Source organism: Streptomyces sp. NPDC040622, from assembly GCF_055593965.1.
In genome coordinates, this window is record NZ_JBVIXD010000015.1 from 1,603 (window position 1) to 21,661 (window position 20,059).

20 protein-coding genes and 1 pseudogene are annotated in these 20,059 nt (G+C 69.6%); 8 read left to right on the top strand and 13 right to left on the bottom strand.

Annotation, left to right across the window (positions count from 1 at the left end; genetic code table 11):
- Positions 1 to 215: 215 nt before the first annotated feature.
- On the bottom strand, positions 216 to 866 hold the full coding sequence (locus ACZ592_RS34695; RefSeq protein WP_471585690.1) for an SRPBCC family protein: 651 nt from the start codon (positions 864 to 866) through the stop codon (positions 216 to 218).
- Positions 859 to 1,272 carry an ArsR/SmtB family transcription factor gene (locus ACZ592_RS34700; RefSeq protein WP_471585691.1) on the bottom strand — a complete coding sequence of 138 codons (414 nt, stop codon included), beginning with the start codon at positions 1,270 to 1,272 and terminating at the stop codon, positions 859 to 861. The genes ACZ592_RS34695 and ACZ592_RS34700 overlap by 8 nt, the downstream gene beginning before the upstream one ends.
- A 165-nt stretch (positions 1,273 to 1,437) precedes the next feature.
- Between ACZ592_RS34700 and ACZ592_RS34705 the strand changes: the two genes are divergently transcribed.
- Positions 1,438 to 2,493 (top strand): hypothetical protein, encoded by a 1,056-nt coding sequence (locus ACZ592_RS34705; RefSeq protein WP_471585692.1) that lies wholly within the window; start codon positions 1,438 to 1,440, stop codon positions 2,491 to 2,493.
- An 86-nt stretch (positions 2,494 to 2,579) separates the two neighbouring features.
- Here ACZ592_RS34705 and ACZ592_RS34710 read toward each other — a convergent pair whose 3' ends face one another.
- The 3 genes from ACZ592_RS34710 to ACZ592_RS34720 all read right to left on the bottom strand — a co-directional run bounded on the left by ACZ592_RS34710 (position 2,580) and on the right by ACZ592_RS34720 (position 4,677).
- Positions 2,580 to 3,497 carry an AraC family transcriptional regulator gene (locus ACZ592_RS34710; RefSeq protein WP_471585693.1) on the bottom strand — a complete coding sequence of 306 codons (918 nt, stop codon included), beginning with the start codon at positions 3,495 to 3,497 and terminating at the stop codon, positions 2,580 to 2,582.
- Positions 3,498 to 3,506: 9 nt separating this feature from the next.
- Positions 3,507 to 4,346 (bottom strand): alpha/beta fold hydrolase, encoded by an 840-nt coding sequence (locus ACZ592_RS34715; protein WP_471585694.1) that lies wholly within the window; start codon positions 4,344 to 4,346, stop codon positions 3,507 to 3,509.
- Between the two features lie 184 nt (positions 4,347 to 4,530).
- Positions 4,531 to 4,677 (bottom strand): hypothetical protein, encoded by a 147-nt coding sequence (locus tag ACZ592_RS34720; protein WP_471585827.1) that lies wholly within the window; start codon positions 4,675 to 4,677, stop codon positions 4,531 to 4,533.
- On the opposite strand from ACZ592_RS34720, the gene ACZ592_RS34725 reads away from it, so the two are divergent.
- Positions 4,622 to 5,791 (top strand): serine hydrolase domain-containing protein, encoded by a 1,170-nt coding sequence (locus tag ACZ592_RS34725; protein WP_471585695.1) that lies wholly within the window; start codon positions 4,622 to 4,624, stop codon positions 5,789 to 5,791. The genes ACZ592_RS34720 and ACZ592_RS34725 overlap by 56 nt on opposite strands.
- Before the next feature lie 80 nt (positions 5,792 to 5,871).
- On the opposite strand, the gene ACZ592_RS34730 is transcribed toward ACZ592_RS34725, so the two are convergent.
- Positions 5,872 to 6,027 (bottom strand): hypothetical protein, encoded by a 156-nt coding sequence (locus ACZ592_RS34730; RefSeq protein ID WP_471585696.1) that lies wholly within the window; start codon positions 6,025 to 6,027, stop codon positions 5,872 to 5,874.
- Positions 6,028 to 6,178: 151 nt separating this feature from the next.
- Between ACZ592_RS34730 and ACZ592_RS34735 the strand changes: the two genes are divergently transcribed.
- On the top strand, positions 6,179 to 6,568 hold the full coding sequence (locus ACZ592_RS34735) for an FhaA domain-containing protein (protein ID WP_471585697.1): 390 nt from the start codon (positions 6,179 to 6,181) through the stop codon (positions 6,566 to 6,568).
- A gap of 201 nt (positions 6,569 to 6,769) precedes the next feature.
- On the opposite strand, the gene ACZ592_RS34740 is transcribed toward ACZ592_RS34735, so the two are convergent.
- A complete protein-coding gene (locus tag ACZ592_RS34740) occupies positions 6,770 to 8,413 on the bottom strand; it encodes an ABC-F family ATP-binding cassette domain-containing protein (protein ID WP_471585698.1) in 1,644 nt (547 codons plus the stop codon).
- Between the two features lie 489 nt (positions 8,414 to 8,902).
- Between ACZ592_RS34740 and ACZ592_RS34745 the strand changes: the two genes are divergently transcribed.
- A complete protein-coding gene (locus ACZ592_RS34745) occupies positions 8,903 to 10,120 on the top strand; it encodes an FAD-dependent monooxygenase (RefSeq protein ID WP_471585699.1) in 1,218 nt (405 codons plus the stop codon).
- 166 nt (positions 10,121 to 10,286) lie between these two features.
- On the opposite strand, the gene ACZ592_RS34750 is transcribed toward ACZ592_RS34745, so the two are convergent.
- Positions 10,287 to 11,144, bottom strand: coding sequence for a helix-turn-helix domain-containing protein (locus ACZ592_RS34750; protein WP_471585700.1), 858 nt, complete (start codon positions 11,142 to 11,144; stop codon positions 10,287 to 10,289).
- Between the two features lie 207 nt (positions 11,145 to 11,351).
- On the opposite strand from ACZ592_RS34750, the gene ACZ592_RS34755 reads away from it, so the two are divergent.
- On the top strand, positions 11,352 to 12,215 hold the full coding sequence (locus tag ACZ592_RS34755; protein ID WP_471585701.1) for an oxidoreductase: 864 nt from the start codon (positions 11,352 to 11,354) through the stop codon (positions 12,213 to 12,215).
- Between the two features lie 46 nt (positions 12,216 to 12,261).
- On the opposite strand, the gene ACZ592_RS34760 is transcribed toward ACZ592_RS34755, so the two are convergent.
- Positions 12,262 to 12,798 (bottom strand): dihydrofolate reductase family protein, encoded by a 537-nt coding sequence (locus ACZ592_RS34760; RefSeq protein ID WP_471585702.1) that lies wholly within the window; start codon positions 12,796 to 12,798, stop codon positions 12,262 to 12,264.
- Positions 12,799 to 12,844: 46 nt separating this feature from the next.
- Here ACZ592_RS34760 and ACZ592_RS34765 point away from each other — a divergent pair, with 46 nt between their 5' ends.
- Positions 12,845 to 13,342, top strand: coding sequence for a hypothetical protein (locus ACZ592_RS34765; RefSeq protein ID WP_471585703.1), 498 nt, complete (start codon positions 12,845 to 12,847; stop codon positions 13,340 to 13,342).
- 488 nt (positions 13,343 to 13,830) lie between these two features.
- On the opposite strand, the gene ACZ592_RS34770 is transcribed toward ACZ592_RS34765, so the two are convergent.
- Both ACZ592_RS34770 and uppS read right to left on the bottom strand, forming a co-directional pair.
- Positions 13,831 to 15,294, bottom strand: a complete 1,464-nt coding sequence (locus ACZ592_RS34770) for an oxygenase MpaB family protein (RefSeq protein WP_471585704.1) — start codon at positions 15,292 to 15,294, stop codon at positions 13,831 to 13,833.
- Positions 15,291 to 15,977, bottom strand: coding sequence for a polyprenyl diphosphate synthase (gene uppS, locus ACZ592_RS34775; RefSeq protein ID WP_471585821.1), 687 nt, complete (start codon positions 15,975 to 15,977; stop codon positions 15,291 to 15,293). The genes ACZ592_RS34770 and uppS overlap by 4 nt, the downstream gene beginning before the upstream one ends.
- A gap of 367 nt (positions 15,978 to 16,344) precedes the next feature.
- Here uppS and ACZ592_RS34780 point away from each other — a divergent pair.
- Positions 16,345 to 16,842, top strand: a pseudogene (locus tag ACZ592_RS34780) (transposase); the annotation flags it as partial.
- A gap of 120 nt (positions 16,843 to 16,962) precedes the next feature.
- Here the strand turns inward: ACZ592_RS34780 and ACZ592_RS34785 are convergent.
- Positions 16,963 to 17,850: an alpha/beta hydrolase gene (locus ACZ592_RS34785; protein ID WP_471585705.1), complete on the bottom strand. Its 888-nt coding sequence runs from the start codon at positions 17,848 to 17,850 to the stop codon at positions 16,963 to 16,965.
- 146 nt (positions 17,851 to 17,996) lie between these two features.
- Here ACZ592_RS34785 and ACZ592_RS34790 point away from each other — a divergent pair, with 146 nt between their 5' ends.
- Entirely contained in the window at positions 17,997 to 18,869 is an 873-nt protein-coding gene (locus ACZ592_RS34790; RefSeq protein ID WP_471585706.1) for a helix-turn-helix domain-containing protein, read from the top strand.
- Positions 18,870 to 19,283: 414 nt separating this feature from the next.
- Here the strand turns inward: ACZ592_RS34790 and ACZ592_RS34795 are convergent, their stop codons facing one another.
- Entirely contained in the window at positions 19,284 to 19,721 is a 438-nt protein-coding gene (locus ACZ592_RS34795) for a hypothetical protein (protein WP_471585707.1), read from the bottom strand.
- Positions 19,722 to 20,059 lie beyond the last annotated feature (338 nt).

Genomic DNA, 20,059 nt, shown 5'->3' on the forward strand with positions numbered 1-20,059 from the left:
CCATATCCAACCCAAGCACACCAACAACACACCCCACCCCCCCCCCCCCCCCCCCCCCCCCCCCCCCGCTCCCCCCACCCCCCCCCCCCCCCCCCCCCCCCCCCCTCCACCTGTCGGCGATGGCCGCGCGGTACACGGCGCGAGCCGTACGACGTGAACGGCCCCTCCCCGGCAAGGACGGTGTCGTCGCTACCCCGTCCGCGCAGGGCCCCGGCTCACTCGGAGGACGGCGGCGCGTAGAAGTTCGTGGTGGCCGTCGTCATCGCCTCGACGGTGTCGGCAGGCGTGCCGTAGGCCGCGTTGGCCTCTCCCCATGCCTCGCTGCTCGCGATCAGGAGCGGTCGCGCCGCGTCGGACTCGCTCCACGCCTGCGTCGCCTCGCGGTCGAACGCTTCGCCCTCGGCGAGGTACTTCCACAGGCTGACCAGGCCCAGGTCCCAGCCGACGCCGGTGGCACCGGGACCGTACGTGTTCCAGAACGTCGGGTCCACGATGGCCACGTGCTCCAGCTCGAAGAGGGTGCGCTCCTCCCCTTCGGGCGTCAGCCGCACCTCGACCTCGCTGAACTCGCCCTCCTTGGGTTCCCCGAAGATCCAGCTGACCCGGAGCAGCCGCGGTGGCTCGCAGCGCAGCACCTCACCGCCCGCGTTGCCGTCCAGCTGGTAGTGGCCGCCGAGCTTCAAGTCGCCCGTGACGGGCAGGAACCAGCGCCCGAGGCGCTCCGCGTCGGTGCACGCCTCCCAGACATCGTCGACGCCGGCGTCGAAGGTACGACGCATGACGATGCTGCGGCCCGTGCCCTTGGGGGTCGCCGTGTCCCGCACCTGGCGGTGCATGGCGTTGATCTGGTTGGCGATGTCAGCCACCGGAAGTCTCCTCGTTCTCGTCTCTGGCAGCGCGTCCCCGCGCACCGTGGTCACCGCCCCCTTGCCGGGTGCCGCTGTCCTGCCGCCGGGCCCTCTTGCCCCGGGCGAGTTCCGTGTCGAGCGCGTCGAGACGCTGCGTCCAGAAGCCGCGGAAGTGCTCGAGCCAGGCGTCCACCTCGCGCAGCGGTGCCGTGTCGACGGCGTACAGCCGGCGCGCACCCTCCGCACGTACGGAAGTGAAGCCGCTCTCGCGCAGGACGCGCAGGTGCTGAGACACGGCGGGCTGGGAGATCGAGAACTCCGCGCGGATCGCGGCAGTCACGGCCCCGGAGGTCTGTTCACCTTCGGCCAGCAGTTCCAGGATGCGACGCCGGACCGGATCGCTCAACACATCGAATGCGTGCACGACCTCATCATGACAGCAGCCACTTATATAAGGCAAGCTTTATAAGCTGGCCGAAGCACCACGCCTTCACGGCGGGATCGCGCCACGCCCTCATTATTTGGCATGCACACACAGTCGAGGCGCAGCATGATGGGCCCGCTGTAGCTGTCTGTGTCAGGGGGACGCATGGAAGCGGCTGAACTCGCGGCGAGAGCGATGGGAGTGCTCACGGCCGTGGCCACGGGGGCGGCTGGTGGTGTCGGGCAGGGTGCCGGGACCGCGGTCGGTGATTTGGTCCGCTCCCGCCTCGCCGGTACGGAACGGGGGCGCGCTGCGCTGCGCCGACTGGACGTCGACCACGGGAACACGGCTGCGCAGGCGGAGGCCGCGAATGCTCTTCGTGAAGAGATAGAGGCGGATCCGGAGCTGCACCGCCAACTCACGTTCCACCTGTACGCGCCGAACACCCACAACAGCGACACGGTGACCATCACGGGCAGCCGGGTCTCGCGCAGCCCGATCTCGCTCGGACCGCTGACGATCAACAACACGCCCCGAGCGTGGGTCGTCCTCGCCTTCACGGGCGTACTGCTGCTGGCCCTGATCGCCTTCGGCACGTACGGCGGCGTCCAGGCCTTCACCGACGACAGCCCGACCACCACCCGGTCCCAGCAGGACGAAGACACATCACCACGGCCCTCCGCGACGCAGGACGGCACGAGCGGGGACGACAGCGGCGGGCCGCCGGGCACGCGGACACTCACGCCCGCGGAGGCCGACGCCACCCTGCCGACCAAGGAGAGTCTGGCGGACGGCTGGACGGTCTACGACGACGAACAGCACGTGGAGTCCGACGACCGGCAGACGGGCTGCTACCCGGACGGGTCGTGGTTCGAGAACGACCCCGCGAAGGACCTGCCGAGGCAGGAGGGCTACCTCAACGCCTGGTTCCGCATCTATGCCTGCCCCTCGACCGCCCGCGCAACGGACCTGTTCGACGAGCTCAAGGCAGGGTTGCCCGACAAGAAGATGCCCTTGCCGCGACTCGGCGACGAGAGCGCAGGCCTCTACGGAGGCACCAAGGCCGACGGGCTGAGTGCCACCACCCTGGTTCGCGTAGGGACCGTCGTCATCAAGCTCGACTACAACCGATTCGGCTCACTCACGGCCCACGAGGGAGCCATCACCCGGCTGACACGCCACGCCACAGGGCGTCTCCAGCGCACTCTTGCGGGCACATGACGGACCGACACCCGACACCCGACACCCGGCCCCTGTACCTCGCCTTCCCTTCGACACGACCAGCCGGTGGTCTCACGTGCGTGCGTTCAGCCGCTGGGCAAGGCGGGCGACGAACCCGGCCACGCGACCTCGTCGATCGCCAGCCAGGGGGCGGCAGCCACCGCCGTGGGCGTGAGCCCGGTGAACTCCTTGACGTCACGGTGGAGATGGGGCTGGTCGACGTAGCCGCTCGCGATGGCCGCGCCGACGGCGGTGTGGCCCGCCGAGAGGAGGCGGGCGGCATGGTCGAAGCGCACCAGCCGGGCCGCGCGTTTGGGCGTGATGCCGAGCTGGGACCTGAAGCGGGCCCACAGGCGTTTGCGGCTCCAGCCGACCTCGTCCGCCAGGCCGTCGACGCGTACCCGTCCCCGACTGCCGAGTGTCCGCCGCCAGATGTGGGCGACCTCCGGATCGACCGGTGGGCGCGGGCCCGTCCCCCGCAGCCGCCGGGTGAGGATGTCCGTCGCCGTCGTGAACCGTTCGTCCCATGACCCGGCGGCGCGCAGACGGTCCTCGGCCTGCTCGGCATCGCGGCCCCAGACATCCTCCAGGGACACCACCGCTCCGCAGAGATCGACCGATGCCCCGAGCAACGCTGCCGCCACGACCGGCTCAAGGCGGATCTGGAGGATCTCGTCCACCGGACCACTTGCCCGCAGCTCGCCCGGCAGGAGCCCGACGACGATGCTGCCGCGCCCGCGCCGGCCCTGGGCCTCATGGGTCATGCCTTCTCCGTCGCTGAGGTCGACGACCAGGGTGACGGAGGGGTGCGCGATCATCGCGATGTCCGCGGTCGTCGGAACGCGTGGACGAAAACCAGCCATGCTGATACCCGGAACCCGATCTGCCGGACGCGGGACCGCGACATCCCACGACGTCCAGTCGAGGGTGCCGGTCGGCGCCCCGGCCTGCGTGCCGGTCTGCGTGCCGGTCTGCGTGCCGGTCTGCGTCCCGATCGAGGGCATGCGGCCAGCCTAGCCTTCAGCGGAGCCCTGGCGCAGGCCGGCGTCGTCCGTCGCCGTGAAGCCGAGCAGCAGCTCGCCCGTCGCATCGGGCGCTTCGAGCAGGGGGAAGTGGCCCACGCCGGGCAGGAGTTCGACCCTGGCGTTCGGCGCCCTGTCGTACTGCTGCGCCGACGACGGCTCCCAGCGGGGGTCGGCGGCGCCGAAGATCACCAGCACCGGGACCTCAAGGGCGGCGAGACGCTCGGGCACGCTCCGCTCGGCGACGTACTCGGTGAACCGGCGGGTCATCGTGCGGAACGACCGGTAGGTGATGCCCCGTACCCCGGCGACCAGTTCGTCGGGGACATCCACCGGGCGTACGGTCGTCGCCCTGATCCCCTTGCGGATCCACGCGTCCGAGCGCACCGACCAGAGCAGCGGGCCGAGTGGCGGGCCCAGCAGCGCCCGGAGGACGGCTGGTTGCGGAAGAAGCGCGTCGAGGCTCGGTCCCGTACTGATCAGCGCGAGCGACCTCACCAGGTCGGGACGCCGCTCGGCGAGTGCGGTGATGACGTAACCGCCGCTGGAGTGCCCGACCGCCGCGACCCGCCGGAGGCCGAGGTCGTCGAGCATCGCCGCCACCCGATCCGCCTGCGCGGCCACGTCGTACGACGGTGCGGGCGGGGACTGACCACAGCCGGGGAGGTCGATCCGGATGGTCCGATGGTGTTCGGCGAGCGCGGGGACCATCGGACTCCAGGAGCCGCCCGTCGCACCGGATCCATGGACGAGCAGCAGGGGTGGCGCGTCCCGCGCACCCTCGTGGACCACGTGCATTCCGTGCGATCGCTCAACGTCGTATGTGCCCATGCGGGAATGATGCAGAGGCCGCCGACGGCCTGTCTTGTACGTATGTCCGCCTGTCTTGTACGTACGTCCGCGCGCGGGCAGCGTGCGGCACCCTCCCCCAACTCCGCTCGCCTCTCCCCGACTTGACGCCCGCATGGGTGGACGAACTCGCTGCGAACGGATCCGGTCAATGGCCTGAAGTCGCTCAACCAGCTTCACGGCGATCAACCTCCGTGTGTACCGCCCGGTCCCACCCGTCGATCACCTCGATCACCATCGACGAGAGGGACAGCCACATGACGAACCGCACGAAGAGATTCGGCGCGACGGGTGCCGTTGCGGTAGCGGCCATCGCGGCAGCGTCGCTCACAGCCCCCGCCGCGGCGGACCCCGCCCCGACCGCCTCCCCCGAGAGACACCACCACCGCTCGACCCAGCAGGCCATGGATGACGTCGTGAGAGAGGGCGTGCCCGGGGTGACCGGCCAGGCGGTGGACACGTACGGGACCTGGAACGGCACTTCGGGCGTCGGAAACCTGAAGACCGGGAAGCCGCGCGGCACCCAGGACCGCTACCGCGTCGCCAGTGTCAGCAAGACCTTCATCTCGACCGTGCTGCTCCAACTGGAGGCGGAGGGGGAGATCGGGCTCGACGACACCGTCGAGCAGTGGCTGCCCGGGGTCGTCCAGGGCCACGGCCACGACGGCAGCGCGATCACCGTACGCCAACTCCTCAACCACACGAGCGGCATCCGCAACTGGATCGTGGATCCGGAGATCCAACGAACCGTGTTCAGCGAGCAGTTCCTCAAGCACCGCTACGAGACCTGGACCCCGGAGCAGCAGGTGCGCGTCGCCATGCGTGACAAGCCGGCCTTCGAGCCGGGCAAGGGCTGGAACTACTCCGACACCAACTACATCGTGGCCGGAATGATCATCAAAAAGGTCACCGGCCACACGTACGGGCACGAGATCCGCCGACGCATCATCGAGCCGCTCGGTCTGAGCGCCACGAGCGTGCCCGGTACCGACTCACGTCTGCCGCGGCCGAGCAGCCGGGCCTATACGAAGTTTCAGGACGCGGAGGGGAAGAGGACCTATGACATCACCACGTACAACCCGTCCGTCGCGGGCGCGGCAGGGGAAATGATCTCCGACTCCGCGGATCTGAACCGCTTCTTCACGGCACTGCTGGGCGGCGAGCTGCTGCCGAAGAAGCAGTTGGACGAGATGCTGACGACGGTCCCGATGGTCGAGGGGAATCCGGATCTCCGCTACGGTCTCGCCCTCCGCCCGTTCAAGCTGACCTGCGGCAAGGAGGTCTGGGCGCACGGCGGCAGTTTCCACGGGACGGTGGCCGTCGCGGCGACGACCCGCGACGCCGACCACTCACTGGCGTTCAACTTCAACGGTGACTGGACGGGCGACTTCGAAGCGGTTCTCGACGCGGAGTTCTGCGAAAACTGACCGTGGGCCGCCTGTGGTCAGGCCTTTCCCGATGCCGTGGATGCCAGGCGTGGTGCCGGCGGCAGAGGCGCGTGCGGCAGTCAGGCTTCCAGGACCTGGACCTGGACCTGGACCTGGATCGGGATCAGGACCTGGATCGCCGGGCTCACGAAGCGTCGGGGCCCTGCCCTGGGTGGCGGTCGACCTGACGTGGATCCCTTGTCAGCCATGAGCAGCTCGCAGATCTTCTCGATCACCGGACAAGTGGCGGGCCCACCACCGGCGGATGCCGGCGGAGTCGCGCTGGCGCCGTAGCCGAGGAGCGGTGCGGCGGGCGAACCCCTGCTGGAAACCGACGCCCCTCTTATGGGTGAGTGTCCCGCCTGGGCCAGCGGGCAGACGCCGGGGATGAAGAAGCTCACTTCCTTCGAGGACACGATGGAACAGTGGATGGCGTCCCTCTGGGACAGCGTCCGGCCGCCCCGGCAGCAGCGCGGGGCAGTCGTGTCCATACTCTGCCGCGAGTGCGACGAGCGGGCTCTCATCCTGGAACGCGGCCGAACGGTGGCCCCCAACGCCTTCACCGTGGAGCTGCCGCCCCAGAGCCATACACAACTGGCGCCCAGGAGCGTCGAGTTGGGGCACTATCTGGCACATGAGGTGCACCGGCACGCCGCCGAGCAGGGATACACCTTCGCCGGGCCGGTGGAGGTGGACCTCTGCCTGACGACGGAGCCGGTCGCCGGCCGGTTCCACGTACGGAGCCAGATCTGCCCAGCCCCGCGCCACCCTGCCTGAAGACCGGCTCCCCATAGGTTCGGATGAGCCCCACCGCTTACATGCCCCCTGTCACCAGCTCTCCTGGGCGAGGTCGGGCCCGAGGATATGCCCATGGGGATGCCCGGGATCATGGGTGAGGTGGGCCGCGAGCCGGCGATCGCCGGTTCGGCGGGGCCCACGGGTGTCAGCACGAGTGCCTGCTGGCCACCCCTGCGCGGGTCACACCGAAGTGTCGGTGACTGCGCCGTCGTCCACTTCCAGTCGTCGGGTGACGCGCACAGCATTCACCAGCCTTCGGTCGTGGGTGACCAGGAGCAGGGTGCCGGTGTAGGAATCCAGGGCGGCTTCGAGCTGTTCGATGGCCGCCAGGTCGAGGTGGTTGGTGGGCTCGTCCAGCACCAGCAGGTTCACTCCCCGGCCCTGTAGCAGCGCGAGCGCGGCACGGGTCCGCTCGCCCGGGGACAGAGAGGTTGCCGGTCGCAGGACATGGTCGGCGCCCAGGCCGAACTTCGCCAGCAGGGTGCGGACGTCGGCGGGCTCCGCCTGACGGACGGCGGCCCGGAAGGTGTCGAGGAGCGATTCGGCTCCGTGGAACAGCGCCCGGGCCTGGTCGATCTCGCCGATGACCACCCCGGAGCCGAGCGCCTGTCGGCCTGCGGTGAGCGGGATACGACCGAGGAGGGCACCCAGCAGCGTCGACTTCCCCGAGCCGTTCGCGCCGGTGATCGCGACGCGGTCGGCCCAGTCGATCTGCAACGAGAGGGGCCCGAGCGTGAACTCGCCGCGCCGGATGGTGGCTTCGCCCAGCGTGGCCACGACCGCCCCGGAGCGGGGCGCGGCGGCGATGTTCATACGCAGCTGCCACTCCTTGCGCGGCTCCTCCACCTCCTCCAGCCGCTCGATGAGCCGTTCGGCCTGTTTGGCCTTGGCTGCCAGGTTCTCGCTGTTCTCCATCCGGCCGCTGCGGGCGAACTTGTTGTTGTCCCGGCCGCGGCGCTGAGCGGTGCGCACCCCTTTCTCGGCCCAGGAACGGTGCATGTTCGCCCGGTCCTGCAAGGCGGCCTTGCGCTCGGCGTACTCCTCGTACTGCTCGCGGGCCTGGCGTCGGGCGCGTTCCGCTTCCTCCACGTAGGCGGCGTAGCCGCCACCGAAGTGGCGCACCTGTTGCTGGGCGCGGTCGAGTTCGAGGACCTGGGTGACGGTTCGACTGAGGAACTCGCGGTCATGGCTGACCACGACGGCGCCCGCGCGCAGTCCGTGCACGAACTGCTCCAGCTGTTCCAGCCCGGCCAGGTCCAGGTCGTTGGTGGGCTCGTCGAGCAGGAAGACGTCGAAGCGCGACAGCAACAGCGAGGCCAGTTGCGCGCGGGCGGCCTGCCCGCCCGACAGTGACGTCATGTCCTGCTCCAGGCGAATGCCCAGACCGAGCGTGGCGGCGACGTGCTCGGCGCGCTCCTCCATGTCAGCACCGCCCAGGCTCAGCCAGCGCTCCAGACTCGTGTCGTAGGCCTCGTCGGCCCCGGCGACGCCGTCGGCCAGGGCCTGGGAGGCGGCGTCCAGGGCACGCTGGGCGGCGGCGACACCGGTACGGCGCGCGAGGAAGCCGTACACGCTCTCCTCCGGGAGACGGTCCGGTTCCTGGGGCAGATACCCGACGGTCGCGCCGGCCGGGGCCACGTGGACGTGGCCGTCCTCCGGTCGGTCGAGTCCGGCCAGGACCCGGAGCAGGGTGGACTTGCCCGCCCCGTTGGCCCCGACGAGCCCGATCACCTCCCCTGGCGGCACGACCAAGTCGAGGCCGGTGAACAGGGGAAGGTCGCCGCGGCCCGCGGCGAGATTCTTGGCGGTGAGGGTTGCGGTCATGGGGTCGCCTACCGGAAGAGGTCGGTCACCTGCGGTGACAAGAGTGCGAGGGAAGCACGCGCTCGGCATCGCGACGACAGGCGGGAGTGCGACACACCCGGCAGGAATGCGGGCTCGGACACAGAGGGCATCACCCGGCATCGAGGAGGGGCCGGGGAGAAGCGCAGAGGTCGCATGCACAACCGCCACCGTCGGCATGGCCGAGCGCGGCGGGGCAGCACGGGGACACCGTGCTGGCAGCAGGGGCACGAACCTCAGATGCGCAAAATCCACCTCAATCGGCGACAACAAGACCACCGTCAACGCTACACGCCTTCCGCACCACCAGGCCATTCCTTTTTCCGACCACGCCGGGCCGGACGCGCGCACAGCGCATGTACCCATGACCCAGGCATGACCGACGAACCCTGCCGCTCCCCAGGTTCGAACCGCGCCGAGCCAAACACTAACTGATAGCAAAATGGATTGACCCTTAAAGACTAACGGTTAGTGTTACCGTTGTCGCATGAAGAGCGCGAGGCTCGCCGAGTCCGACGGTCCTGCACCGGGTTCGCCGTCTTCCGTCGTCGGCTGGTCCCACCGCCACACCGGACGGCAGGAGGAGGAACGATGCGCACCGTGATCGTGGGAGCGGGCCTGGTGGGGCTCACCGCCGCGGCTTCGCTGCGGCAGACAGGGCACGAGGTCATCGTGCTGGAACACGCCCCGCAGGTGCGGGCTGCCGGGGCCGGCATCGGTCTCTGGCTCAACGCGCTGCGGGAGTTGGACACCCTCGGCGTCGGTGACGACGTCCGGCGCATGGGCAAGACCGTCGACGCCCGGTTCTTCGACGCCGCCGGACACCCGATACGCACGGCCGGCTACGACCCGGCCGCCCACCAGTTCCTGATGGTGCCGAGGCCGCACCTGAACAACCTCCTCGCCGACACCCTCGGCAGGGACCGGGTCCGCCTGGGAACACACGTCACCGGCTTCACCGAACACGACACACACGTGGAAGTGCACATCGCCGACGGTGCGCCACTGCGGGCGGATCTGCTGATCGGAGCGGACGGTGTGCACTCCGACGTGCGCGCCGCCCTGGTGCCCGGCAGTGCGGCGGTCGCGCATGCAGGCAACTACGCCTGGCGGGCCGTGGTGCCCTCCGGGGGCGAACGGCCGGAGGGCACGTTCGTCACGATCGGCTCCGCGCGGACCCGAGGCGGCTACACGCGGGTCGCGCAGGGCCAGACCATGTGGTGGGTCGGCCAGTTCGACGCCGGTGAACTGGTCGGCGGCAAGAGAGACCGGGCCCTGCGTCGGGCCCGCAACGTGGCCGAGTCCGGTTGGCACGACGACCTTCTGGAGATGATCGCCACGACGCCGGAGGAGTCCATCCTGGAGAACCAGATCATGCTCGTCCCCGAGCTGCCACGCTGGACCAGCGACCGGGTCGCGCTCATCGGGGACGCCGCGCATGGCCTGTCCCCGCACATCGCGGCGGGCGGCAGCCTGGGCATCGAGGACGTCGGAGTGCTGCGCGCCGAACTGGCGGGCGGGTCCGACACAGCCACCGCCCTCGCCCGCTACGAGAGCGCCCGACGTTCCCGGTTCGAGCAGGTGCGCGAGCACTCCGCCGCGGTCGAGCACGCCGACGGGGCCGCCGAATCGGCCGCACGCTACGCCGCCTTCACCCACTGGATGACCACCACCGTGCCCACCACCTGAGCGCGGCCCAGGGTCCTGCGCCGGAGCTCCGTCGGCAGCAGCGGGCAAGCGGGGGCGAGGGGGCGAGGCTCTCTTGGGCTGACTTGGTTGAGATGAAGGGCATGGCGTCTTGGCCGAACCACCGCTCCATCTGGTGGATGGGCGGGCACCTCCTTGTCGGCCCGGATCAGGAACTTCTCGAACTCCGCGGCTCTATCCACGCGGCCAGTAGCCGAAGTGCCTCTTCGGAGCTGGAGCCTTCCTCGGCGGTGTAGACGCTCAGCCGCTGGTCCGGGTCGGCGGGCAGGGTGAGGGACTCGTAGTTGAGGGTGAGCGGGCCGACGACCGGGTGCTGGAAGTGCTTGCTGCCGTGCGTGTGCCGATGCACGTCCTGGTCGGCCCACCAGCCGCGGAAGTCCTCATCCGTGATGGAGAGTTCGCCGACGAGTTCGGCCAGGAGCGGGTCGTGGGGATGGCGTCCGGCATCGCGCCTGAGCGAGGCGACGATGTCCCGGGCATGGGTTTCCCAGTGGGTGTACAGCGAGCGGGCGCCCTCGTCGCGGAACATGAACCGCACCAGGTTCCGCTCGCGGTGCGGCAGCGCGTCGAAGTCGGTGAGCAGGGCACGTGCCATGTGGTTGGACGCCAGTACGTCCAGGCGCCGACCCAGCACAAGGGCGGGGGTGTGCTCAAGGATTCGGAGCAGGTCGCGCAGGCCCGGGCGGACCGGCTGCGGACGTGTCGCCGTCCGCCGGGGCCTGTCCGCGGCGGGCTTGGCGAGCTGGAACAGATGGGTGCGTTCGACGGTGTCCAGGCGGAGCGCGCGGGAGATGGCGTCCAGCACGGTCTCGGAGACGTTCAGCCGGCGTCCGCGTTCCAGGCGTACGTAGTAGTCGACGCTCACGCCCGCCAGTTGCGCGATCTCTTCGCGGCGCAGCCCCGGCACTCGCCGGGAGCCGCCGTCGTCGGACAGGCCCGCCTGGCGCGGGGTGATCCGTGCGCGCCGGGAGCGCAGGAACTCACCGAGAGCTGTGTTGCGGTCCATGCCGTTCACGATAAGGCCCACGATCCCCGCATTGGCCGGCGAAGGGGGGACTGGCAGTCCCCCGGTCCGGCGGTCCCCGGGGCGAAGCAGACCCCCCGGAAGCCGGTCAGCGGCCTGTTCCGGTGCTGAAGTGGAACGTGTCGAGACCGGCCCGGGGCGCAGCCGCACCGGCCGGCCTCTGTCCGCACCGTACGAAGGAGAACTCCTGTGTCCGACACCAAGACAATCCTGAACACATTCTTGATCACCGGCGTCAGCACCGGCCTGGGCCGCGCACTCGCCCGCACGGCGTCGGCCGCGGGCCACCGGGTGGTGGGCACGGTACGAACACCCGCCGCCGCACGGGCCTTTGAGGCACTCCCCGGCGACGTGCACGCCCGCATCCTGGACGTGACCGACCACGACGCGGTGGACAGGGTCGTGGAGGAGACCGAGCGTGACCTGGGACCGGTCGACGTGCTCGTCGCCAACGCCGGGTACGGCCATGACGGCCTCTTCGAGGAGTCGTCGATGGACGACCTCCGCCGTCAGTTCGAGGTGAACGTCTACGGAACCGTGGCGGTGATCAAGGCCGTGCTGCCCCACATGCGGAAGCGCCGTTCGGGCCACATCATCGCCGTCACCTCGATGGGCGGGCTGATCACCATGCCGGGCCTCAGCTTCTACCACGGCAGCAAGTTCGCGGTGGAGGGCATCCTCGAGACGCTCGGCAAGGAGGTCGCCGATCTCGGCATCCATGTCACCGCTGTCGAGCCGGGCAGTTTCCGGACCGACTGGGCCGGCCGCTCGATGGTTCGGGCGCCCCGTGCGATCGCCGACTACGACGAGCTGTTCGAACCGCTGCGCGCCCGCCGCACTCGGGGCAACGGACACCAGCCGGGCGACCCGGACAAGGCCGCGGCCGCGGTGCTGCGCATGGTGGCGGCCGACCGGCCGCCGGCGCGCCTGCTGCTCGGCCCCGACGCACTGCGGCTCGTGCGGGCCGGACGCGACGCCTTCGAGCGCGACATGCTGGCATGGGCCGAGCTGTCGGCCTCCACCGACTTCGACGACGTCAGCCGGACCGCCTGACGTCACTCGCGTGTCTCAGTGCTGTTCCGGCGCGGGCCGGACCTGTCTACTTGCGCACGTGGAAGCGCAGCATGGTGACCCCGCCCGACTGGACGTTGCTGAACGGTTCCAGGTCGATCCGGCCGAGGCCCGGCGGCGCGAAGCGGACGCCATCGCCGAGCAGCACCGGCAGCACGTACACCAGGATTTCGTCGACGAGGCCGCGCTGCAGGCACTGTGCGGCCACGTCGGCGCCGAGGATCTCCAGGTTCTTGTCGCCGGCGGCACGGCGTGCCGTGGCCACGGCTTCCTCGATGTCGCAGGTGAGGAAGGTGACGTTGGGTTCCGGCTCGTCGGGCGGGCGGTGGGTGAGGACGAACAGCGCCCCACCGTCGTAGTCGGTGTTCTCGTCGGGCATGCGCTTGCCGACCTCGTGCGTACCCCGGCCGATGAGCATGGCGCCCGTGGCCGCCATGACCTCCGGAAACGTCGCCGATGTCATGTGTTCGAAGACCCAGTCCATCGTGTGGCCGGGACCGGCGATGAACCCATCGAGGGACATCACCCTGTTCACGACCACTTTGCCGGTACTCACATCCGTCATGCGTCTTCTCCAAGCAGGTGGAGGGCCGGGATCGCATCATAGGTCGGTGAGCAACATATTCTCCGGTGGTGGACACGACCTGGACCTGTCCAATGGCGCCACGGCGGTGTTCATCGACGTGCTGATGCTGGCCGTGTCCGGTCTCGCCTCCGAGGACTGGGACTTCCGCTTCGCGGCGCTGCTGACCCTGCAGGACCAGGACGTCATGGGGCGCGGTGCCGTGGGGTTCGACCTGGCGGAGTTCGACTGGGGTGCGTCGGAGCGGGAACGCGCCCGTGCGAAGGACTTCGTGCTGCGTGCCACGGCGCTTGCGGGGAGCGGACATCGCTGGGCCGAGCTGGGCTACCACCCGCCCCGCGTGCATGACTACCTGCACCGCTTCACGGCCATGGTGGAGTCCTGCACCCCGCCCGCCGACAGCAGCGCCGCACGCGGCTTCCCCGGCCCGGACGAGGCCGCAAGGGCCTCGTGCGTGCGCCACCGCGTCCTCAGCGCGCTCCCCCTCTGGGACGGATGCTTCCTCTGCAATCGGCCGCACCACTAGCCGAGCCCGACACCGTCGACACCGCGTTCCCCGACGACGCCCCCGCCCCAGCCGGCACGCTCGGCGTACGCGACTATCAGACGCCTACTGGCGGGACCCCGCCCTCCTCGAGCAGATCGTGCTGCTGCGACCGCTGCCCCGCCCCCAACGCGCACTACGAGTACAGCGTGACCATCGCCTGCATCCAAGCTTCCGCCCAGACACCGACGACGCCCTCACCGCGTACGACATCGCTGACCGGCTCCGCTCCCTGCACCCACCCCACTGGTCCGCAGCCGACATGTGAAGGCCACGACCGAGCCGTCAGCCGAGGACACTTGCTGCGCGTGCAGGGCGGTCGTCTGACGGACGAGTGGAGGGGTTCCGCGAAGGCAAGGGAGTCGTCGGCGGTCCCGCCTTACACGAACGCGCCGAAGCTGCCCTCGCCCTCCCCCGAACGGCAAGGCGATCGCCGGCCCTCCACACCCCTAGGCTGCTGCCCGATCTCGTCAGGCGTCGGCGAGGAGGGGGTCGTACGGGGTGCCCGTGCGGCGGCCCGCCATGAAAGAGAGGAAGTCGCCCACGAAGGCGCTTCTGCCATGGGCGCCGTCGGTGGTGGTGAGGTCGCGGTGGAAGGCGGTGCGGAAGAGGGTTCGGTACTCGTCCGCGTCGATGCTTCCCTTGCCGTCCTTGTCAGTGGCGTCGAAGAGGACCTCTGCGACACGGATGAGCGCGGGTCCGGCGAGGGAGGGTACGGCGATGGCGTACTCCTCGGCGCTGACGCGGCCGTCGCCGTCCGTGTCGAGGGCGGCCTGGAGTTCGCGCCACCATGCCGCGAAGGCGTCGTAGAGCCGTGTCTCCTCGGGTTCGTCCAGGTCGAGACGGGTGGAGAGCTCGCGTGCCATGGCGGCGAGGTCGGGCCAGTCGGTGTGGCCGTCGCCTGTCTGGTCCAGCACTCGGCGGAAGAACTCTTCCGCCGAGCGTCGGTTCTCTTCTGTGCGCGCCGAAGGGGCCGGGCCGGGGTGAGTGTCGCCGCTCAGTGGTGTGAGGAGGCGGAGCAGGGCCGATGCCCTCTTCATGCGGGCGCGCAGGGCGGTTGCGGTGCGGGCGCGAGGGTCGTCGCTGTCGGGCGGGAGGGAGATGGCTTCGATGATGGTTTCGGGATTGATCCAGCCGTCGGGCAGGAATCGGGTGAGCCCGGCGGCCAGGTAGGCGCCCTGCATGAGGGTCGGGGCGCCGGGCATCTCGGGCAGGCCGGCCCGGCGCCGGTAGGCCTCGGGGAGCGAGGCGACGGTGATCGCGCCGATGAGCGGACCGACGACCGCGCGGCCGGCCGCCCACAGTGTCGGTGCGCCGTCGAGCAGCGCCGGGGCGGGCAGGTGGTCGAAGAGCCGGTAGAGGATGACGCGGGCCGCCTCGGTGTTCTCCAGCTCGTTCTCGACGACCCGGTCGAAGTACTGCCAGAAGTCGTTCAGGTCCTCGGGGAGTTCCGTGGCGTCACCGTCGAGCGCGGCAAGGAACTGGCGGTACTCGACGTACATCCGCTCCATCGTGTCCTGGTCGAGCGGCTGGCCGCTCAGCCGGCACATGGTGACGGCGCTCTCAAAGAGTGTGGCGACCACCCAGGCCCGGGTCGCGCGGTCCATCGCGTCGTAGGCACGGCCGCGGAGGTCGGAGCCGCTCATGCGGGCGTGCAGCCGGTTGAGTCGGGCGGCCTCCCGTTCGCGTACCGCAGGATCGGCGTCGAACATGCGACGCATGCTGAGGAAGGTGTTGCGCAGTCGGCGCCAGGGGTGAGCAACGAAGGTGGAGTTGTCGAGGAGGGCGGCGCCGACCTGCGGGTGAGCGGCCTCCAACACGGTGGCGCGGATAATGGCCAGGGCCCAGCGCGGGTCGTCGAAGAAGGCGTTGAACTGTGATTTCGGTCCGAACAGGAAGGCCTCATCGGCCGTTCCCGTGGTGTCGGTGGTCATGACGGGTCTCCGTTCGTCCGGGCGGGCACGCCGCCGAAGCGGCGGTCGCGACGCCGGTAGGTGTGCAGGCAGGCAAGGAAATCGGGAGCCCGGAAGTCCGGCCAGAGCATCTCGGGGAAGACCCACTCGGCATAGGCGACCTGCCAGAGCATGAAGTTGGAGATGCGCTGCTCACCAGAGGTGCGGATGACCAGATCCACATCGGGGGTGTCGGGGAAGGGCAGGTGGTCCGCGAAGAGCCGCTCGGTCACGTCGTCGGCGGGCGTCCCGCTGCGGATCAGCGACCTCGCGGCCTCGACGATGTCCCGACGCCCGCCGTGGTCGAAGGCGACGGTCAGCGTCATCCCCCGGTTCTCGGCGGTCAACACCGCCAAGTCGTCAAAGTCCTGGGCCAGTTCACGGGGAATGCGCGGGTCGGCTACCCCGAGGAAGCGACAGCGGATACCCCGGGCGAGCAGCAGCGCTGCATGCTTGCGCACGACTCGGCGCACCAGACGCATCAGGAAATCGACCTCGATGCCAGGACGGTTCCAGTTCTCGGTGGAGAAGGCGTACAGGCTGAGCCACTCCACGCCGGCGGCCCGGGCCGCCTCGATGACATCGATGACGGTGGCCTCCGCGGCCCGGTGACCCGCCGTACGCGGAAGCGAATGCCGCTGCGCCCAGCGGCCGTTGCCGTCCATCACGCAGGCCACGTGCCGCGGCCCCGCTCGCGTCACCCCCTCGTCCCGCCGCTCCCCACCGGGTCCGCCAAGAAACTGTCGCCCGATCAGTCGGTCCTCCGTCACCACACGTGAGTGCGGCACGCCGTGGTCCGTCACGCCCGGCCCCGCCCCGTCCGGAGCGGCACGACCGGCCGAACCGCGCTCGGTCACGCCCGCCCTGCCTTGCCCACGCCCCACCGGCGTGTTCCCTTCCGGGAGTCTGGCAGCGCGGAAGGCCTCTGACCGGCCGAACGAGTGACCCTCACCCTTGACTCGTACGATCGAATCCGTCCGAGTGCTGGAGAGGCGGTCCAGGCCATGTATCGAAAGTGACTCTTGATCGGCCGAGCCGAATGATCACGGACTGGGGCGCTCGCGCGGCGGATTCACCACCAAGCTGCACCTGGCGGTCGAACAGGGCCAGAAGCCCATGTCGATCGTGGTGACGGCCGGGCAGCGCGGCGACTCGCCGCAGTTCGAACTCGTGCGGGGAAAGGTCCGCGTGCCCCGCGTCGGGCCGGGTCGGCCACGCGTCCGCCCTGACCGTGTCCGGACCGACAGAGCTCATGCCTCCCGCAGGAACCGCGCCCACCTGCGCCGGAGAGGGATCCGATGCACCATTCCCGACCAGGCCGACCAAGCCGACCAGGCACGCAACCGCCAGAAGCTCGGCTCCCGCAGTGGTCGGCCGCCGCGTTTCGAACCGGCCGACTACCGCGAGCGCCATGCTGTCGAGTGCGGGATCAACCGCCTCAAGAGACATCGCGCGGTCGCCACGAGATACGACAAGCTCGCCGTCCGCTATGAGGCGCTCGTGCTGGTCGCGGCTGTCGGAGAGTGGCTGCGACCAGCACCTTCGCGACGCTTGGGAGCCCATCCTTCGCCGGGCACCTCCCACCCTGACCAGGGTTCTACCCGCAGCGCGGACGTGGCGTTCGCTGAAGGGCGGCTCACGCTTGCCGGCTCAGGCGAGGTGCTTGCTGAAGAACGCGACCAGCTTGGCGACGGCGGGAGTCACGTACTGGTCGCGGTCGTACAGATCGACGTGGGTGGCGCCGTCGACGAGGAACAGCTCGGCGTTGCCGGGGCTGTCGGCGACGGCCTTCTCCGAGAACCCGCGAGTCACCGCCTCGGTGCCGGCAATCATGAGCAGCGGACGAGGCGCGATCTTGGCGACGTCGCCGAAGGAATCGAACTGGTCGAGAAGGTCCGCGCTGCGCACAACCATGTCACCCGTGGAGCGCGGGTGCCTGCCGCGGGGCGTCTTGTAGTAGTCGACGAACTCGGCCGTCGGGGCGGGGGTCTCGGCATCGGCCTTCTCCGGCAGCACGGCAAACGTTGCCGCGGGCTCGCCGGCGGCCTCGGCGCTGCGAAGGTTTCCGGCGTTCGCCACCATCTGCTGCCAGCCCTCGGGGTCAGCGTCGCGGAAGAAGCTGGGGACGTCGGTCCCGGACACGCCGGCCACAGCCTTCATCCGGTGGTCGGTCTGGGCGGCGTAGGGCACGTAGGCGCCGGAGCCGCACACGCCCATCACGCCGATACGATCGGAGTCGACCTCAGGACGGGTGGTGAGGTAGGAGACTGCCGCGCGGAAGTCCTCGGCGCGCTGGAAGGGATCCTCCAAGCCGCGCGGCATGCCCTCGGACTCGCCTTGGAAAGCGGCGTCGAAGGTCAGGACGGCGAACCCTTCCCTGACCAGGAGTGTGGCGTACGCCGCCGGTGCCTGCTCCTTGACTCCGGTCGTGGGGTGGCCGACGACGATCGCGGCGAGCGGGCCGTCCATGCCGTCGGGGAGGTAGAGGTGGCCGGCGAGCTGCAGGCCGTTGGTCGGGAAGCGGACGTCAGTCCTCATTTTCTGCTCCTGCGGGATCGTGAGGGCCGACGATCTGCGGGCCCGTGTCCACTGTCCGGCCGACGGTCCGGCGCAGGAAGGTCGCGTTGCTTCCTAGGAAGGATCTTTCCCAGGCAGAGCCTCTCCCCCGGTGCCATGCTGGAGGAGTGACTGGTTCCGCGCATCTTCGTGAGCTTGGTGAGTTCCTCAAGCATCGCCGTGGCGAGCTCACACCGGCGCAGGTGGGGCTTCCCGAGCGCACGCACACCCAGCGGCGTGTGCGGGGGCTGCGCCGCGAGGAGGTGGCTGAGCTTGCCGCGATCAGTACCGACTACTACGTACGCATCGAGCAGGGCCGACTGGCACCGTCACCGCCGGTGCTTGAGTCTCTCTCACGGGGGCTGCGGCTGGACGGCGACCAGCGGACGTACGTGGAAGGGCTGGTCGACCAGGCTGCCCGGGGAGGGCACCGCAAGACACCGCGTCGGTCCCCTCGCCCCAAAGTGCACCCGCACCTGACCCGGTTGCTCGGCCAGCTCACCAGTACCCCCGCCATCGTTTTTGGCCCACGCCTTGACATCCTCGCGTGGAACCCACTGGCAGCACAGCTGCTGTGCGACTTCGCGGCTGTGCCCGAGTCCGAGCGCAACTACGTCCGCATGGTCTTCACCGACCCGGTGATGCGCGAAATCTATCCGGAGTGGGAAGACGTGGCCCGCACATGTGTCGAGGTCCTGCGGATGGAAGCCGGAACGAATCCGACCGATCCAGCCCTTACAGCTCTTGTGGGCGAGTTGGCCGTGGCCGATCAGCAATTCCGGGTCTGGTGGGCCGAGCACCGCGTCGCGCACCAGGACTTCGGCAGCAAACGCATTACCCACTCCCTCGTCGGCGAACTCGCCCTCGACTGGGACACCTTCCGCTACGCCGGTGCACCAGAACAGCAACTCGTGCTCTGGTCGGCCGAACCCGGCACCTCAGACGCGGAACGACTGGCCGATCTGGCACACGCCACGGCCCAGAGTCCGCAACCTTCGTGAGCACCATCGCGACTGATCTCTTCGAGGAGCAGCGGACCATCACCACTCCGGCCGCTCGCTGTGCCTGCACTCGCCAACGCCCTCGCCATGAGCCTCATCGTGGCCACCCCGCCGACTGGGAATCCGCCGCCTGAGGTCTGATGGGCGACGTTCAGACCGGCCCGCTCGATCTCGCCGTACCCGCGGTGAGTTTCCATGAGCATGAGGTGGATGAACTGGGCGTGCCAGCCCCTGGCCCGTTAGGACTTCAGGCGCCCGCGGAGCTGGAAGGCGAAGGAGAACGGGCGATTGTTGAGTGCTGCGCCCAGGGTGTGGCCGCGGCCCTGAGGCATCAGGCGTCACGTCCCCGCTCGCTCTTGACCCTGACCTCGCCGTGCGGTCAGTGGGTTGCCCACGCCGTGGAAGGGAGGAAGCTCACCGGTGCGTCGAGGGCGTGTGCGGGGAGGAACACCGGTCGGTGAGCAGCCGGTCGCCTGCCCGCTGGACACAGATCACCACGCCGAGGCTCCGTGATCCGGGCTGACCGAGGTTCGCGTAGAACAGCTCAGAGAAGGGCTCGCGGATTCCGGCACGGTCGACGATCCACTGCTCGAGGTCCGAGGGCGTCCGGCCGACCAACGCGACACCGTCCGCGTAGATCTGAGGTCCTTTCAGAGCGTCGGCCGCTATTCCCCGAAGCCGCTCTTCCAGGCCGTAGTAGAACGTCAGCCCCAGCTCCCAGCACTCCCCCTTGACCGTGCCGTACCGACTCGGGGACAGGGCCGCACGTGTGTGACGCTGGGGGTTGCGCACGAGGCCCTCCAACTCGGCGGTGACTTCCTCGGGCCGCATCCCGAAACGCAGCGGTCCCACACCCTCGAACGGTTCCAGCGGCCAACGCCGCCGCCCGCTGTCCGGAAGCACATCCCACACACCCCACCGGTCGAACATTCACTCAATCCTTCATTCAAGATGCCTGCCCCACCAGCCGGCCTTCCGCATCCCGCTCCGCGGGAGTACGAGCCGGACCGGACACCGTGGTGGGCTCCATCCTCAAACAACAGAGGCAGCACGCCCCCTCGCCCTGCCCCGCGGCTCGAGAACCTCATGTGATCCGGGCGCGAGGCAAAGTTCACGGTGCGGAGAGAGGGGCGGGACAACGACGGCGACGCCCCCTACCAGCAGCCAAAGCCTTCAAGGCGCTGGCTGTC